Origin of the sequence: Desulfatiglans anilini DSM 4660, assembly GCF_000422285.1 — a bacterium.
Lineage (GTDB): Bacteria > Desulfobacterota > DSM-4660 > Desulfatiglandales > Desulfatiglandaceae > Desulfatiglans > Desulfatiglans anilini.
Map to the genome: position 1 here is coordinate 1 of NZ_AULM01000055.1, position 16,239 is coordinate 16,239.

14 protein-coding genes are annotated in these 16,239 nt (G+C 50.8%); 12 read left to right on the top strand and 2 right to left on the bottom strand.

The annotated features are described in order from the left end of the window. Window positions 1-115: 115 nt before the first annotated feature. On the bottom strand, window positions 116-589 hold the full coding sequence (locus H567_RS26160; protein ID WP_153306285.1) for a prefoldin domain-containing protein: 474 nt from the start codon (window positions 587-589) through the stop codon (window positions 116-118). 42 nt (window positions 590-631) lie between these two features. Next, window positions 632-853 (bottom strand): helix-turn-helix domain-containing protein, encoded by a 222-nt coding sequence (locus tag H567_RS0119630; RefSeq protein ID WP_028322702.1) that lies wholly within the window; start codon window positions 851-853, stop codon window positions 632-634. Window positions 854-1,081: 228 nt separating this feature from the next. On the opposite strand from H567_RS0119630, the gene H567_RS27535 reads away from it, so the two are divergent. From H567_RS27535 to H567_RS26175, 12 genes are all read left to right on the top strand, one after another. Next, the gene (locus H567_RS27535; protein ID WP_028322703.1) at window positions 1,082-1,741 is read left to right on the top strand and encodes an XRE family transcriptional regulator; all 660 of its coding nucleotides are present in this window, start codon (window positions 1,082-1,084) and stop codon (window positions 1,739-1,741) included. A gap of 36 nt (window positions 1,742-1,777) precedes the next feature. Next, a complete protein-coding gene (locus tag H567_RS0119640; protein ID WP_028322704.1) occupies window positions 1,778-2,059 on the top strand; it encodes an ECs_2282 family putative zinc-binding protein in 282 nt (93 codons plus the stop codon). A 7-nt stretch (window positions 2,060-2,066) separates the two neighbouring features. Then, window positions 2,067-2,540: a hypothetical protein gene (locus tag H567_RS0119645; RefSeq protein WP_028322705.1), complete on the top strand. Its 474-nt coding sequence runs from the start codon at window positions 2,067-2,069 to the stop codon at window positions 2,538-2,540. A gap of 201 nt (window positions 2,541-2,741) precedes the next feature. Beyond that, window positions 2,742-3,848: a type I restriction endonuclease gene (locus H567_RS0119650; RefSeq protein WP_028322706.1), complete on the top strand. Its 1,107-nt coding sequence runs from the start codon at window positions 2,742-2,744 to the stop codon at window positions 3,846-3,848. A gap of 224 nt (window positions 3,849-4,072) precedes the next feature. Then, a complete protein-coding gene (locus tag H567_RS0119655; RefSeq protein WP_028322707.1) occupies window positions 4,073-4,273 on the top strand; it encodes a hypothetical protein in 201 nt (66 codons plus the stop codon). A gap of 255 nt (window positions 4,274-4,528) precedes the next feature. Further along, a complete protein-coding gene (locus H567_RS0119660; protein ID WP_035255390.1) occupies window positions 4,529-5,068 on the top strand; it encodes a DUF4365 domain-containing protein in 540 nt (179 codons plus the stop codon). Beyond that, window positions 5,058-6,200, top strand: a complete 1,143-nt coding sequence (locus tag H567_RS0119665; RefSeq protein ID WP_028322709.1) for a hypothetical protein — start codon at window positions 5,058-5,060, stop codon at window positions 6,198-6,200. Before H567_RS0119660 ends, H567_RS0119665 begins: the two co-directional genes overlap by 11 nt. A gap of 866 nt (window positions 6,201-7,066) precedes the next feature. After that, the gene (locus H567_RS0119670; RefSeq protein WP_028322710.1) at window positions 7,067-10,648 is read left to right on the top strand and encodes a DUF8742 domain-containing protein; all 3,582 of its coding nucleotides are present in this window, start codon (window positions 7,067-7,069) and stop codon (window positions 10,646-10,648) included. Between the two features lie 183 nt (window positions 10,649-10,831). Further along, on the top strand, window positions 10,832-11,953 hold the full coding sequence (locus H567_RS26170; protein ID WP_028322711.1) for a hypothetical protein: 1,122 nt from the start codon (window positions 10,832-10,834) through the stop codon (window positions 11,951-11,953). Next, entirely contained in the window at window positions 11,946-13,145 is a 1,200-nt protein-coding gene (locus H567_RS0119680) for a hypothetical protein (protein ID WP_028322712.1), read from the top strand. The genes H567_RS26170 and H567_RS0119680 overlap by 8 nt, the downstream gene beginning before the upstream one ends. A gap of 1 nt (window position 13,146) precedes the next feature. Then, window positions 13,147-14,973 carry an Hsp70 family protein gene (locus H567_RS0119685; protein ID WP_028322713.1) on the top strand — a complete coding sequence of 609 codons (1,827 nt, stop codon included), beginning with the start codon at window positions 13,147-13,149 and terminating at the stop codon, window positions 14,971-14,973. Beyond that, a partial coding sequence (locus H567_RS26175) for a DUF1156 domain-containing protein (RefSeq protein ID WP_153306286.1) occupies window positions 14,973-16,239 on the top strand: 1,267 nt, incomplete at its 3' end. The genes H567_RS0119685 and H567_RS26175, both read left to right, overlap by 1 nt.

A 16,239-nucleotide genomic window follows, 5' to 3' on the forward strand; every position in this document is an offset into this window, starting at 1 on the left:
CCCCTGCCGTTGCCGTTCATATAAGGCCAGTTCTCGTTCTTGGCACGTTTATTGATGGCCCTCTTCGTCACCTGCAGAATCTCCGCAAGCTCCCTGGCGGTCAGCTTCAGTTCCTTCATGGTTCGATTTCCCTGAGCAACGTGAGGCGCTTCCTTTTCCGGTCGCGGATTCGGTTGATCTCCTCATCGAGCTTTTGAATTTCAGCGCGCAACGCCTCGGGGCCTGGCAGCACAAACATCCCGACCATTTGGCACATGATGGTCAACGGGCCCATATCCCCGGTGACTCGGCAGAAGGCGGGCAGATATTCCGCAGGCACGTAGCGCCTGGAGCGTCCGTCACCTTCGTCAGGCTCCCGGGTCCAAGAATCGATCATTTCTTTGGTGATGGTTTCGCCGGCATGGTGGCTCATCTCTCCGGCAATCTGATGGCGGGACAGGGGGCAGGATTTGATGGCCTGCCGCATGGCATCACGGAGTTGGTTGGCCGCGTTAAGGGCGCCTCCAGCCCCCCGAGGCCTGGTCGAAAGGTCCTTGACCAGGTCGAAGATGCTCAATTGTTTGTCTAAACTTTTTGGATTCTTAGACATTGACCGCCAACGATTATTGGGGTAAGAAATAACCGTAATCAGTTAAGAGACCGACCGCCGCTTCCCATTGATGTAGTAGCTGGGGAAGACGATTCTGTGATCCTGCTCGATTGCATCCGCGATAGCCCGCATGACGCGGTCACTGACCCGGAACCCTCTGATCACCTCCGACACCATCGTTTCGGAGACCTCTAACTTCTTCGCCAGGGACCTCTGTGAGATCCCTCGCTTCGCGAGCTCGTATTTGATCTTCAGTGGAGTCATAGGAAACCCTTTGACGAGGAGTTGTTTTTCCTGTGGTTGATTTTTTACGGTTATATACCGCATTTATAGCGTCGTCAACCTAAAAATGCGGTTCCCAGTTGGCTATTTTTAAAGGCACGTCATATTCATGTGAACTTAATGTATTTATTGGATTATTTCTAAGCTAGGCTGGTTCCTGGTTTGGTTCCCAGAAGCGGGAACCTCATTTTTAAGGCTTTGGCAGGATGTATGGACTTTGGTGATCGCATAAAAGCTGTTAGGGGGGAGCTTTCTCAAAAGGAATTCGCCGAAAAGCTTTCGGTGAACATAACCTCTGTTCAGAGATACGAACAGGGTGCTATTCCAAAGGGGGACGTGCTACAAAAAATCAGAGACATTTTTCGCATCAACATAGATTGGCTTCTTTCTGGTGAAGGGCCCGAGTGGCTTGAGCCGGAAAGTAGACATGGCGTGGATTTTGATGTGGATCTTTTCTCGTTTATCCCCAGGGCGGAGGCACGTCTTTCTGCCGGCAACGGTTCGGTGGTCCTAAGCGAAAACTTTGACAAAAAGCTCGCTTTCAGGAATGATTGGCTTCACAAAGTAGCGACCTGCAAGGAAAACCTGGTCCTGATGTTTGTCCGAGGGGATTCCATGCATCCAACGTTGCAGGATTGGGATCTCGTCATGGTGGACAGGGGAAGGACGAAGCCAAGGTCAGGCCACATCTTTGCGATCAACATCGGGGATGATCTGCTTCAGATTAAGCGCCTGTTTTTCATACCGCCTGATAAGATAAGGATCGTAAGTGACCAGGGCGGCATTTACCCGCCCTACGAACTCAACCTCAGCGAAATGAGAATAATCGGCCAGGTGATTTGGTTCGCCAGGGAGTTGCCGACCGAATAGCTCATTGCCATTTTAATTAATCAAAGGAGGCGGGCTATGAGACCAGAAGGGTACGATCGGAAGGTTAGCCTACATTGTCCGACATGTGGAGGAGATCAATTTGAATTCGATGATGCTATTCAGTCCGAAGACGCATATGTTCGCTGTATAGGCTGCGGTCGTGAAATGACAAAAGGTGAACTTATCCGTGAAAATACAGAAAACATCCAAGAGCATTTAAATGACATTAGCAAAGATGTAAAAGATGATCTGGCAAAAGAAATGAAATCCATGCTACGAAACGCGTTTAAAGGCAATAAGCACATAAAATTTGAATGATAATATTATGAATATGAATGTGTCTTTGACTGATTTTATATCAGCTGGTGCGCTTTTACTCTCGATATATGCTACTCTTCGCGCGCATAGCTGGAAAAAAGAAGAATCTGCATTTCTTGATTTACAGAGCAAGGTGAATGCTCTGATCTTAGAAAAGGAACAGCGTGAAGCGGCGCAGATAAAGCTGGCTGATCTTGGAGCCAATTTTATCAGATTAGGCAATGAAAAATATCGTCTCAAGATATTTAACAAAGGTAAATCTGCGGCGTCGGACGTTGATCTATCGTTTCCAGATGGCAATGATGTAATCCCTGAAAAGATTATTCGGGATAAATTCCCAATGGAGTTAATGGAACCAGGTCAGTCAGTGGAGTTAATCGCAGCCCCCAGTTTTGGATCAAGGCAGAAATTTGCGCTTCTAATAAGATGGAATGATTCTGACGGTGAAATGAAGGAAAAAACTCTTTATGTTACACTTTGATTGATTTCGTAGCAATGCTGGCACTATGTTTCCATTTCCGGTATTGCTTATGAAATAGTAGCATTCTCAGTTTATTGAAAGGCCTTAATATCCGCCACAGACGGCATACACAGGAGATATCAAAGAATTAATCACGTGGGCCGCGTGGTATGGGGGTGGAGGGATTTTTTGGAGGTTTAAAAGCAACGGAGGGATTGAGAGATGAGCTTTGATGAAAAAATCGCAGCACTGATTCAAAGAATTCCTAAATTGGTAGACCACCTCCAAACGGAAGAAGCTACGAAGAATGCTCTCGTAATGCCATTTATATCTGCTCTTGGATATGACGTCTTTAACCCCCAGGAGGTAATACCGGAATTTGTGGCCGATGTTGGAACAAAAAAAGGTGAAAAGGTCGATTACGCCATCATGCGAGATGGTGATGTAATAATGCTTATTGAATGCAAGTGTGCCTCATCTGATTTATCGCAAGCAAGCATGTCTCAGCTTTACAGATATTTTTCGGTTACAAAAGCCCGGATCGCAATGCTTACAAATGGGGTGCAGTGCCGCTTTTTTTCTGATCTTGAAGAACCAAACAAAATGGACGACAGGCCATTTCTCGAATTTGATCTGTTAGATCCGCGCCCCGGTGCCCTCGAGGAGATAAAAAAACTCGCAAAAGAGGACTTTGACCTTGAAGAAATGCTTAGCACTGCCAGTGAACTTAAATATACATCAGAGATTATAAAAGCATTGTCATCTCAATATGAGAGTCCGGACGAGGAATTTGTCCGTTTCTTTTTTTCCAAAACAAATCCGGGTGCCAGATTCACGGCATCGGCGCGTGAGCAATTCACCCCCTTGGTCAGCAAAGCATTTTCACAATTCATCAGCGATAAAATCAGCGATCGTCTCCGCAGTGCTCTACAAAGCGAAACCAAGTCATCAAAAAGTGATCCTCAGGAGGATAAAGAGCCTGCTGTGGATAATGGAGATGCCAGCAAAGAAGGGGTAATCACAACAGAAGAAGAGCTTGAAGGGTTCCGAATCGTAAGAGCTATCGCCTGTCGTGTTGTCCCACCTGGACGAATCGCCCACAGGGATACCAAAACCTACATGGGGATCTTGCTTGATGACAACAATCGGAAGCCTATATGCCGGCTATGGTTCAACACAAAGCAGAAATACCTGGGAGTTTTCGATCAACAAAAGGTGGAGAACAGAATACCGATTGATGACCCCACCGATATTTATAAACACTCCGACCGTATTATCTCCATCATTGAACTGTATGACGGCGCCATGAATCAGGAGAAACCTGAATAGATAACCTGCTGAGGCGATGCCGTGTAAGCTCAAGGTGGCTGAGGTGGCATTGACGGGTACATACGTTTTATCGATGACAAGAGCGCTATCGCGAAGAAAATAATTGTCGAGGTAAAAGGCGGGCACGTAGCCAGGAGCCAGATCGCCACGCTGAAAGGCGACATGGAAAGGGAAAAGGCCGTGATAGGTGCATTCATCACGCTCAACCCGCGCCGACAAAGCCCATGCGGGAAGAGGCGGCGACAGACGGGTTTTATGAACCAGAGAGCCTGCCGGGAAGGCGCTACCATCGCGTTCAAATTCTGACCATCAAGGAGTTGCTGGGCGGTAAACAGCTTGAGTACCCCCGGCTGGCCATTGATGCCACGTTCAAGAAGGCCTCCTCGACCACCAAGGGGCCCACGTATCACAAGCTGATCGAATAGACAGTGGCAGGCTTTGTAGCTAGTGCTGGTGGAGTATAAAGCAAGCACGAATCTAGATCATTACCGTAAGGGATATACTGGAAGACAAGCGACTTGATTATCTCGCGCCTGTGAGCGGGAGTACGAGTTTTAGGGAAGCTTCCAAGGCACGGAGAAAAATAGGTGAGCAAGAAAGCTTTGTCTGAAGCTATTCGACCATAGGGTTAATGTTTAAACTGATCAATTTATTATTGATAATCGGATAGGAGGCAAGGGATGTCGCTGCTGCCACCCATTGAGATTGAGTCTGAGTTGAGCTATGCCTATCTCCACGCAGTAGCTGCTCAAGCAGGCATGTCATGTCAAGTTTCTGAACGGCAAGCTGACAAGATGGGGGTAGACGCAATCATCCGAGCAAAAGAGAGATTTGCTAAAGATTCAATATTCACTGATTTAGCTCTAGATGTCCAACTTAAGGCTACCATCTCGAAACCTAAACGCAATAATAATAAAATATCATATTTTCTAGATGGCGTGGATCGTTATGATAAGCTTCGCAGTGAAACGGTTACCCCGCCGAGAATCCTTGTTGTGCTATTTCTGCCAGAAAATCAGCTGGAATGGTTAAAATGTGGTGAAGAGGAGCTTTCGCTTCGCCGATGTGCTTGGTGGGTTAGCCTTAAAGGAGCGCCACCCACTGAAAACACATCCGGAACGACGATTTATCTGCCCGAAAATCAGTATTTTCATCCGGATAGATTGCGTGAGATAATGACTCGGCTTTCGAGAGAAGAGGAGCTTCTGTATGCCGGATAAAGACTTAGTGAAGCTATGTGCGGGCATACCTCCAACGGCCCTCCGTGATTATGCCAAGTCTCGTGGCTGGGAGGCGGTATCAGGTTCCAAGCGTCGGCTTTGGCTTTTCAGGCACCCCTCTGATGAGTTACGCCAACTAATCATTCCTATGGACCGTGACGCATCCTATACCGATGCATTATTGGAAATTGTTCTTCGGTTGTCGGAAGTAGAAAATCTCCCCATAAATATGATCATAAATAGCCTGCTTACCGCAAACTCTGACACTGTTCGTTTTCGCATTGGCGGTGAAAACTCGGCAGCTGGGATGCTTCCAATGACAGATGCGCCCGGCTTAATCGAAGGTGTTAAGCGAGCATTGATGGCGTCTGCTTGTTCTGTCGTCAATAAAATCAGGCATCACCCACGAATGAGCAGATCCGAGGCGGAAGAGTTTCTCCGCGTCTGCAAGTTGGGGCAAACGGAGGTGGGTAGCTACGTTGTTAAGGTTGTCTGCCCATTGAATGAAATGATAGAACCCCCTATATATCAAGAGGCACGGCCGTTTGCTCGCGAAGCTACCGCGCTTCTCATGAGGGCATGCGACAAACTTGTCAAAAGCATCGAGCAGGATACGGTTGATGGTATGCTAGAACAAGATACCGCCAAGCCAGAAATCACTTCGAATCTTTGCGATGCGCTTCTGCGTATGCATGCAGCCAAGGAAAATAGTGATATAACCGTTGATATAACATGGGCTGCGATGCCGAAATATGCATTCCCAAATATCCCAACTGTAGCAGCGTTTAAAGCAGAGTATTTTAAGGCAATTGAAGAGATAGGTAATTACCTTCGCCCCAAAAAGGATGAAAAAGGGGAAACGTTACTCATTGGAACCGTTGAAACGTTAAACGGCGATGTTGGTAGTGATGGTCGTCGTTCCGGAGAAGTTTCGTTTTCTATTTTACAGGAAGGAGAAGCTATATTTGCAAAAGGCATATTAAATGCTAATGAGTACGAGACAGCTGTACGTGCGCATGAAAAAGGGACAGCATATGTTTCCTTTAATGCAATTTTAAAACCTGGCATCCGGGTTGGATTGATTGAAAATATTTCAAATTTCCAAGAATTCTCTGCTAAAGTATGTTCATAAGGTCGGGCGACTTAATATGCAGAACGCATCTTGTCTCAATTTTGCAAGGAAGCCGCTCCCGCGCGGTTTCCTTGCATTTACCTGCGATTGCCCATTACTATAAAATTGTTAAAATTTTTTGTCGCAGATTTCATTTCAATATTGATGGGCTCACTGTAAAAATCTTGCGACAAGAAAATGCGCAAATTGCTACGTAAACATTGAACATCCCGCTCTTTCCCGCCGCTTTCCAGCTAATCCCACCTTGTCGCCAATTGTATTTCTCCCTTAAACTTCCTCGCCGGCTGCTTCGCCAAGGCATTCGGCATAAATTTCGCGCTCAGTGTTGTGATGGCTACAGATAGCCAAGGGGTCTAGCAGGAACGTCGACTCTAACCTGCTCTGATGCCGCGCAGAGTGTTCTGCGGGTATGATATTCTTATAAGTTCCAAAGGTTTTCCGCCAGTTTTCAGAACCTCATATCCTCTTGAGATCAGCTGCCTGCCGCTACAACAAACCTATCTTTTCAACCCCAACGGAAATAATATCCTCGCCTTTGACCGGATCCGTCAAAACTGGCCGATATGATCACCTTGGCAGAGATCGATCTGTCCTCTCCTCTGCTCGCTGATTAAATGCTCTTGATGATTTTCTCCGGCTCGGCTCGAAGAAAAAATGCTTGCTTTGCGTGTGAGGCGCCTTTCTTGATTGACTATCCCGACGAATCGGTATAGGTGAGAAAGCGGATGTCCATAGACAGAACAAAATCAAGATTCTACACCCTACATTGCCTCTTTAGGAAATTTAAACATTTCAAACGCTCTTTTCGGGGCTGCCGTATGTTGTCCTCCCTGGCGATGAACAAGATTGCGTGAGGTGGTGGACCAATGAGCAAACTCGAAGATCTCCAGCCAAACGCTGCCTTAAGGGGCATTCTCCCCGATGGCCTGGTCACTGTCGTCAGTGTCACCTGGCACGGCTCGGAGGCCATAGAGCTCACCTACAAAACACCCACCGGCAAAGTCGCAAACGAACTCCTTTACCGCTTTGACGAGGACCGCCTCGAAGTAGTCGAAAAAGGCCGCCCCTGGAGCTTCGACGGGGACGGTGCTCTCTTCCGGCTTGTCTCCGAGGCCCAACGGATCCGTCTGGCCCATCTCTTCGATCCCCTGCTGGCTGTCCATACTTCGGTCATCGACCCTCTCCCGCACCAGATAACAGCCGTCTATGAAGCCATGCTCCCCCGGCAGCCCCTTCGCTTCCTGCTGGCCGACGATCCGGGCGCAGGCAAGACCATCATGGCCGGCCTCTTAATGAAAGAGATGATCGCAAGGGGCGACCTCCAACGCTGCCTGGTGGTTTGCCCGGGTAGCTTGGCCGAGCAATGGCAGGACGAGCTTTACCACCGCTTTCATCTCCCTTTCGAGATCCTCACCAACGATAAGCTCGAAGCCGCCCGCACGGGAAACTGGTTCCTCGAGACGAACCTCGTCATCGCACGGCTGGATAAACTTTCTCGGAACGAGGATGTCCAGCAGAAACTCCGAGCCCCTGATTGCCGCTGGGACCTGGTGGTTTGCGACGAAGCGCACAAGATGTCGGCGACCTTCTTCGGCGGCGAGGTCAAGTACATCAAGCGCTACAAGCTCGGGCAGCTCTTGTCTACCCTGACCCGGCACTTCCTCCTGATGACCGCCACTCCGCACAACGGGAAAGAAGAGGACTTCCAGCTCTTCATGGCGCTTCTTGACGGGGACCGATTCGAAGGCCGATTCCGGGACGGGGTCCACACGGCAGATGTATCCGACCTCATGCGCCGCATGGTCAAAGAAGGGCTTTTAAAGTTCGACGGCACCCCGCTTTTCCCTGAGCGGATCGCCTACACGGCCCCCTACAGACTCTCCGACCCCGAGGCGATCCTTTATAAAGAGGTCACCGAATACGTCCGAGAAGAATTCAACCGCGCCGAGGCTCTTGAAAACGACAAACGGGCCGGGACCGTCGGGTTTGCGCTCACCATTCTGCAGCGGCGCCTGGCTTCTTCCCCGGAGGCCATCTACCAGTCCCTCCGTCGGCGCCGAGAACGGCTCGAAAGCCGCCTGAGGGAGCTCGAAGTCATTCAACGGGGCGCCGTGGTCGCTTCTATGCTCACATCGACCGCGCCCACCCTGGACGAGGATGACGTCCAAGACCTGGATGAGGCCCCTGACAGCGAGGTGGCAGCCGTCGAAGAGGAGGTCCTGGACCAGGCCACAGCAGCCCGGTCGATCGTGGAACTCAAGGCTGAGATCGAGACCCTGAAGCGCCTGGAGGACCTTGCGCAATCCGTCCGGAGGAGCGGTGAGGACCGGAAATGGCGTGAACTGGCAAGCCTCCTTGGCGAGGTCTTCAGCCCGGCCGCCATCGCAAACCGTGCTGCCGATAAGGCCGAAGCATACGGGCGCGCCGCCCGAATAAAACCTCTTTCCTCTCCCTATCAGAAACTTGTCATTTTTACGGAGTTCCGAGACACCCTCAGTTACCTCGGAAACCGAGTCGCCACCCTCCTTGGCCGGAGCGAGGCCATTGTGATGATTCACGGCGGGATGGGCCGGGAGGACCGTCTCAAGACGCAGGAAGCCTTCCGGCATGACCCCAAGGTGCAGGTGCTCCTCGCCACCGATGCAGCGGGGGAAGGCATCAACCTCCAACGCGCCCACCTGATGGTCAACTACGACCTCCCCTGGAACCCGAACCGGATCGAGCAGCGCTTCGGCCGGATTCACCGCATCGGCCAGACGGAGGTCTGCCACCTCTGGAACCTGGTGGCGGAAGAGACCCGGGAAGGCGACGTCTACCGGAGGCTCCTCGAAAAGCTCGACCAGGCCCGTCAGGCCCTGGGGGGTCAAGTCTTCGACGTGCTCGGAAAGCTTCAATTCGAGGGCCGCCCGCTCCGCGACCTGCTGATCGAGGCGATCCGCTATGGGGAGCAGCCCGAAGTCAAGGCCCGGCTGACCCAGGTCGTCGAAAAGGCCTTCGACCGGGGCTACCTTCAAAACCTCCTCGAAGAAAAGGCCCTTGCCCACGACACCATGGACGTAAGCCGCGTCCACCGCGTCAGGGAGGAGATGGAGCGGGCCGAGGCGCGGCGCCTCCAACCCCATTACATCGAATCCTTTTTTCTCGAGGCCTTCCGGCGCCTCGGGGGCAGTGCCAAACAGCGCGAACCCCGCCGCTACGAGATCACCCACGTGCCGGCCCCTGTCAGAAACCGCGACCGTTTGATCGGCATCGGAGAGCCGGTGCTACCCCGCTATGAGCGGATCGCCTTCGAGAAATCCCTGGTTGCCCCGCAAGGCCAACCCCTGGCGGCTTTCATTTGCCCCGGGCATCCGCTCCTAGACTCGGTCATCGATCTGACCCTCGAGCGCCAGCGCGATCTCCTCAAACGCGGAGCGGTGCTGGTGGATGAGCGCGATCCCGGCACCGACCCCAGGGTTTTGTTCTACCTCGAGCATGCCATCCAGGACGCAGGGCAAACCCGCACCGGTGACAGGAGGGTGGTTTCAAAGCGCGTGCTTTATGTCGAGATCGATTCCGGCGGAAACCCGCGACACCTCCACTATGCCCCCTACCTGGACTACCGGCCGCTCAAGGACAATGAGCCTGGGGTCGATGCGTTTCTGGCCCTCCCGGAATGCGCCTGGATCGACCGAGACCTCGAAAAAGCCGCGGTCAGCCACGCTGTCTCAAAGGTTATTCCGGAGCATCTCCAAGAGGTCCGAGATCGCAGAATCGCCCTGGTCGACAAGACCCAGGCTGCCGTCAAAGACCGCTTGGCCAAGGAGATCACCTACTGGGATCACCGTGCGGAACAGTTAAAGCTCCAGGAGCAGGCGGGGAAGCCCAACGCCCGGCTGAATTCGGCCGAGGCCCGCAAGCGGGCGGACGTCCTCCAGTCCCGGCTTCAAAAACGCCTTGAAGATCTGCGCCTCGAACGGCAGATCTCGCCCTTGCCGCCCGTGGTCCTCGGAGGGCTTCTCGTGGTGCCTTCAGGACTGCTTGAAAAAATGGCGGGAACAACTGCAACCTCACCTCCAGTCTCTCCGGACACTCAGGCTGCTGCGGCCCGGGCCCGTGAAATCGTTATGGAGGTGGAAAGGAGCCTTGGATTCGATCCGGTGGATCGTGAGTTCGACAAGCTGGGATACGATATCGAAAGCCGCATTCCAGGAACCGGTCGCCTCCGTTTTATCGAGGTGAAGGGCCGCATATCAGGGGCCCAGACCGTTACCGTCACCAAGAACGAGATCCTCTACTCGCTCAATAAGCCTGAGGACTATATCCTGGCCATCGTGAAGTTTCTGGATGGGGATAGCCACCAGGTCCACTATGTCCGTAACCCCTTCCAGCGGGAGCCGGATTTTGGCGTGACCAGCGTGAACTATGTTCTCTCTGAGCTTATTGGGAGAGGCTCGCGACCGTCCTGATGTTCGCTACTTGTGGATAGATAAGGGAAGAAAAAGATTCCTTAGAATTATAAACATCCTAGCAAATCTGAGACTGGCGTGCTATCCAGACTGGAGTCCTGTTTCTCAGTACGAGGCAATGGAAAACCCAGCGTAGCGTGGGCTCTTAAGGTGTCTCTCGAGATAATTTAGGAGAATAAACACATGGGATTTTGGCACACAGGCTATATGGAGTTTCACGAGCCAGAAGATTTTGATTTCACGGTCGACCCCTCGCCTCCATCTTATCCTTGTGAGCATTGCGGAAAAACCTATTTATCAAAAGAGGCCCTGTGGAAGCATAGATTTGAGGCGCACCCCTTACGCAGGCCGGTAATGTTTTTGCGTGGGCGTGAATTAGGGACGCACCCTGTACGAATAACGCGTCGGCTAGCTCAGGAAGACGTGCGGGTAGAGGGATGTGATTGTGCCACGATTAACGGGAGGGATATCTCGGTATCAAGTCTTCCAAGTTTCATTGCAGATGTTTCCTTCGATGTCTGCAAGGTAGTCTTGAGCAAATCTGATGTACGCGTCAATTTTGAGCTGGATATCCGCATAGCCTCAGAGAGCGACTTAGAGGGTATCGAAAAACAATTCAGAAAAATGGCTATTGGAGGTCGTCTGGACACGCGTGCGATAGAAGAGTTTATCCTCACAGTCGATGTATTTAAATCCGCCATAGGATATTGCGATGGGCTCTGCGCTTATTTATATGGGATATTAGCAAAAGAGAAGGCTTCTGACTCTTCTTTAAAATATGAAGCCTACATCAGCAGGTTCAATAAGGCCGCTGAAAATTTGTCTGTTTATGAGCGGCCACTCGCACGCACTATAACAAGCATGGTTGATTTTCATTTTAACCATTTTCGAGAAGCTGCCAATAAATCAGGGGCTTCGCGCATAGGCCGTGTGGCAAATCGCTACGCGTTCTGGATAGAGTCCCCCAATCATAAATCGGCGATGCAGAATGCTGGAAATGAGTTTTTCAGCCCACTTGAGACTTTGGTCACTGACTGGGAGACAGAACAAATCTTACGTTGGGGCAATCGTCCACTGAAGGATCTCAAAGAAGAAACAGATGAAATCGAATCATTCTTGATCCGGGATTTAGCTGAGTTCGACAAAGTAAAGCTACATATCCTGCTGGGAGAATTATATGTATTATCGGGGGATTTAGAGCGGGCATTGAGCCACGCACGGGCAGTGAGAAACTTGCCCTCTCTCGAGAGATGGGCAGAAGCTCTGATTAGTAAAATATCGGAGGATATTGAGGACAATGCTTAAGAGGGACAGCTTGACACCTCCGGAAGGTCGGAAACCTGACGAAGTCAGAGAGACCGGGAAGGATTCTCTGGTCAATACGCAGGAGCCACAACACGGACAAAAGGAAAAAGAGAAAGAATCGCCTGACGCTGACAAAGAGGTACGTCTGAGAGCTAGCAAGGACGGCAGCAAAGGCTCAAAGCAGGGGAAACCTCAGAGCCTTGCCGACTTGATCCGCGCCATCTATACCAGGAAAAGGTTAAGCCTTAATTTGAGCCAGTCCGATAAACGATTAATACGGTCTAGGCCTAAACTGGAACCTGAGGAGTGCGATAGACTGCTTCAGCTTGCGATATCTGATAAAACTTTAGAAAGGACACGTGACCTGATGCTGCTTATCATGGAATTCTCTGATACACCGTCTGTAGCTAAGCAACTTCATGAATTTTCACGTAACGTGCTCCGGAGGCATCCCGCATTCTCGTCTCGCTCGCTCGCAGAGATTTTAGGAAATCACCCAGATGGAGGAAATGAGGACTATGCAGTTCGAGCATTAACTTCGCAAAATTTTACATCCCTACCTTGGCCAGAAGAGACAGCGGCGCTGAAGAAAAAAAAATCTCAACAGTGTCAGGTAAACGCACTGTACTGTTTTCTACTCTGGTTAAAAGAAAATAAAGGAGTCTCTCTTGAATGGATTTTATCCCAATTACAGAGCCGGGTCTGGGGGCCCTTAGCACGACATCATCGGACGGATTCGGCTATACTGAAAGCGCTTATGAACACCCTTGACACTACTGGTGTTGCGGTAATGTTTTCTGTACTGGAAAAAAAGGTTGCAGATTGCAATCAGCAAATGGAAGATGCACGTATAGCTCAAGAACAGGCTGCTAATCGCGCAAAAGATTTGGAGGTTCATCTTAACCGCCTAATGAAGCAGCTTGATACTGCGAAGGACCAATTAGAGGTCCTGTCTGAAAATATTGTCAATACAAAGCGATCTCACGAGAACGAAATGGCTCACATGAGAAATGATCATGAGACATTAAAAGGTCGTGTCTTGCGCTGTCTTAGAGAGGAACTGTTACTTTTGGATGAGGGGCTTCAGGCATTAAGGCGTGACCCGCCAAAGGTTCATGTTATGTTAGATCATGCTGAACGAGTAATAGACGGATTGAAAAGAGAGGTGAATCGCATAAAGGGGGACAATTGAAATGACCGTCGTTGGCTTCGATTTTGGTACGACGAACAGCCTGATATCTGTCGTCCGAGGGAAGGGGACGATCAATTATCTTGACGATGAGCAGCGGCCTATTCCATCTGTAGTCTGTTACGAAGGCAAGCAAACAATAGTCGGGCGTGAAGCAAGGGAACGCCTCTCACATTCCGGATTAGGCGTCCAAGGGAACATAGTACGTTCTCCAAAGCTGTTTTTGGGGCGAGACGGTGTTTTCATCGAGGGGGTGGAACGCAGCCCCGTAGACATTGTGGCCGATGTTGTACGGCACGTTTTACATGAGGCAAGAGCTAGTAGACGAGGGCAAGATCTTGGCCAAATTTCCGGGGCAGTGGTAACGATCCCTGTGGACATGGAGGGCTACAAGCGACGTGCTCTGCGGGATGCTTTTCGACTTGCAGGCCTGAATATTAAACAGTTTGTGCACGAACCACTCTCAGCGCTATACGGGTATTTTAGAACCGCTGACTTGCAGGCGATGCTTCGTCGATATGATAGAAAACTTATTCTAGTGTTCGACTGGGGTGGGGGGACCCTCGATCTGACACTTTGTCGTACTTTAGGCAGAAGAATTGTGCAGATCATGAACGACGGAACGGAGGAGGTTGGTGGAGATGTTTTTGATGAGAGCATCATGAACAGCCTCATAAAGAAGGTCTGTACTTTGCGCGGAATCGAGAGCACCGTAACCATGTATTCAAGAGCTAAAGCTCGCCTATTAAACCGTTGCGAGCGTGCCAAAATGGACCTTTCTGCAAGGGCTCGTTCACAAGTCTACGTCGGGAGTTTTTTCAAAGGTATCGACGATGAGGACTTCGACTACTCGTTAAACCAAGAAGAACTTGAAAAAATCGTTGCGCCGCTTATCGATAAAGGGTTCAAGCGGATCGAGAGTGTTCTTAAAAACGCTGGATTCGATCCAGAGCAGGTAGCGCTGTGCTTGGCTACCGGGGGTATGTCCAATATGCCGGCGATAAGACGACGTTTACACGAATGGTTCGGCCCAGAGCGTGTCCAAGTCCCTGAAAGTACAGCTACGATCATTGCTGAAGGCGCAGCATGGATTGCTTCAGATGAGGCTGGCCTGCAGATGGCTAAAAATATTGAACTTACTTTGGCGCGAAATTCCTATCTTCCACTTGTTAAGGTAGGGACTGAAATGCCAAGGGAAGGGGAGGTACAATCGGCTACGTTCCACCTTTATTGCACGGATCCTCGCGACGGTGTAGCCAAATTCCAGATTTGTGAACCACGGAGCACTAGCGAGAAAGTGCTACCCAATGAACCACGGATCCACCTCTCCAACCTTACTGTGAAGGTAGATCGAATGGCACGCCCATTCCATGAGCGACTCGAATTAGACATTAGAATAGACGACGACTTGATCTTAGAAGCTCATGCACGTTCATTGAACGCAAGGGATCAAGATCGGCAAGAGATCCACAACCTTGAGTTTGGTCTCGCATTCCCATGTAAAGAGGATGTCGATGAACATCAGAAAGATTCTTTTGGTATCGATACCTTGGTCAAAGAGCAGTCTAGCACCGGTACACTGAGCATACGAGCGAATTTGGCAGATCGAGAAAATCTTCGGTTGATTCCGGGTGAATGCCTATACGAATATGATCCAAGATACTTTGATACAAGACACCGCCCACCAGATTATCAGGTGCACGAAATGCTATATTACCAACCCTGTGCAAAGTGTGGAAGGGCATCTAATGATCCTCTTTGTATTTGTGTGAGTCAGATTCCTGGAGCGCGCCCGGTGGTTGGTACTCCCTCCGAACTGGAGGAAATGTAATGAGTTCCAGTGCGAGGAAGAAACTCATAGAAGTAGCCCTCCCCCTGGATGCTATTAACAAAGCCAGTGCTCGTGAGAAATCGATTCGCCATGGACACCCGAGCACGCTGCATCTGTGGTGGGCCCGTCGGCCTCTTGCAGCAGCCCGGGCCGTGATTTTTGCCCAGATGGTGGATGATCCTTCAGGCCTTCCCGACCTCTTCCCGACTGAGAAAGCCCAGGAGAAAGAGCGTCTGAGGCTGTTCAAAATCATCGAAGACCTTGTCCTATGGGAGAACACCAATAACGAAGCAGTGCTGCAGAAAGCCCGTGATGAAATCTGGCAGAGTTGGCGCCGCGCCTGCGCGGAAAACGCCGATCACCCACGCGCAAAGGAACTTTTCGACCGGCAAAAACTCCCCGCCTTCCACGATCCCTTTGCGGGAGGTGGCTCATTGCCTCTCGAGGCGCAGCGGTTGGGCCTCGAGGCCTATGCGAGTGACCTCAATCCTGTGGCCGTTTTGATCAACAAGGCGATGATCGAGATCCCCCCGAAGTTTGCCGGGCGGCCGCCTGTTAACCCTGAAGCGCAGAGAGATCAGTCCCTTTTCAAGAGGGAGTGGCGCGGTGCTCAGGGCCTTGCTGAAGACGTCCGCTACTACGGAAAGTGGATGCGGGATGAGGCCGAAAAGCGCATCGGGCATCTCTACCCAAAGATCGAGATCACGGCAGAGATGGCCAAGGAGCGACCGGATCTGAAGCCTTTGGTGGGGAAAAAGCTCACGGTGATCGCCTGGCTCTGGGCCCGCACCGTCAAGAGCCCGAACCCGGCTTTTTCTCACGTGGATGTGCCGCTTGCCTCCACCTTCATGCTTTCCACCAAGAAGGGCAAAGAGGCGTACGTGGAACCGGTGATTGAGGGAAATGGATATCGTTTTATAGTGAAAGTGGGAAAACCGAAGAATCCCGAAAGCTCAAAGGCTGGGACCACAGCTGGAAAAAGAAGCGCATTTTTATGTTTGATGTCAGGGGCACCGCTAACCTATGACCATATCAGGCAAGAAGGTCAATCTGGGCGAATGGGTGCCAGACTAATGGCAATTGTAGCTGAGGGAGAGCGGGGTCGAGTATACCTCTCCCCGCTAACTGCTCATGAGGCACTCGCGAAGCAGGCAAAGCCCAACTGGGTTCCACCTGGGTTCCGGGTGGGTAGTCAAAGGGTAGCCGGAAACGGCATTAAATCCGAACGGTTAGACGTAGGCCCAAAAAACGCGTGTTACTACGCTT

What these genes read in the sequence shown, in the direction of transcription:
- H567_RS27535 (WP_028322703.1), top strand. Translation starts at nt 1,082, where the DNA reads ATGGACTTTGGTGATCGCATAAAAGCTGTTAGGGGGGAGCTTTCTCAA.
- H567_RS0119655 (WP_028322707.1), top strand. Translation starts at nt 4,073, where the DNA reads ATGCGGGAAGAGGCGGCGACAGACGGGTTTTATGAACCAGAGAGCCTG.
- H567_RS0119685 (WP_028322713.1), top strand. Translation starts at nt 13,147, where the DNA reads ATGACCGTCGTTGGCTTCGATTTTGGTACGACGAACAGCCTGATATCT.
- H567_RS0119650 (WP_028322706.1), top strand. Translation starts at nt 2,742, where the DNA reads ATGAGCTTTGATGAAAAAATCGCAGCACTGATTCAAAGAATTCCTAAA.
- H567_RS0119645 (WP_028322705.1), top strand. Translation starts at nt 2,067, where the DNA reads ATGAATATGAATGTGTCTTTGACTGATTTTATATCAGCTGGTGCGCTT.
- H567_RS0119640 (WP_028322704.1), top strand. Translation starts at nt 1,778, where the DNA reads ATGAGACCAGAAGGGTACGATCGGAAGGTTAGCCTACATTGTCCGACA.
- H567_RS26170 (WP_028322711.1), top strand. Translation starts at nt 10,832, where the DNA reads ATGGGATTTTGGCACACAGGCTATATGGAGTTTCACGAGCCAGAAGAT.
- H567_RS0119660 (WP_035255390.1), top strand. Translation starts at nt 4,529, where the DNA reads ATGTCGCTGCTGCCACCCATTGAGATTGAGTCTGAGTTGAGCTATGCC.
- H567_RS0119680 (WP_028322712.1), top strand. Translation starts at nt 11,946, where the DNA reads ATGCTTAAGAGGGACAGCTTGACACCTCCGGAAGGTCGGAAACCTGAC.
- H567_RS0119670 (WP_028322710.1), top strand. Translation starts at nt 7,067, where the DNA reads ATGAGCAAACTCGAAGATCTCCAGCCAAACGCTGCCTTAAGGGGCATT.
- H567_RS0119630 (WP_028322702.1), bottom strand. Translation starts at nt 853, where the DNA reads ATGACTCCACTGAAGATCAAATACGAGCTCGCGAAGCGAGGGATCTCA.
- H567_RS26160 (WP_153306285.1), bottom strand. Translation starts at nt 589, where the DNA reads ATGTCTAAGAATCCAAAAAGTTTAGACAAACAATTGAGCATCTTCGAC.
- H567_RS0119665 (WP_028322709.1), top strand. Translation starts at nt 5,058, where the DNA reads ATGCCGGATAAAGACTTAGTGAAGCTATGTGCGGGCATACCTCCAACG.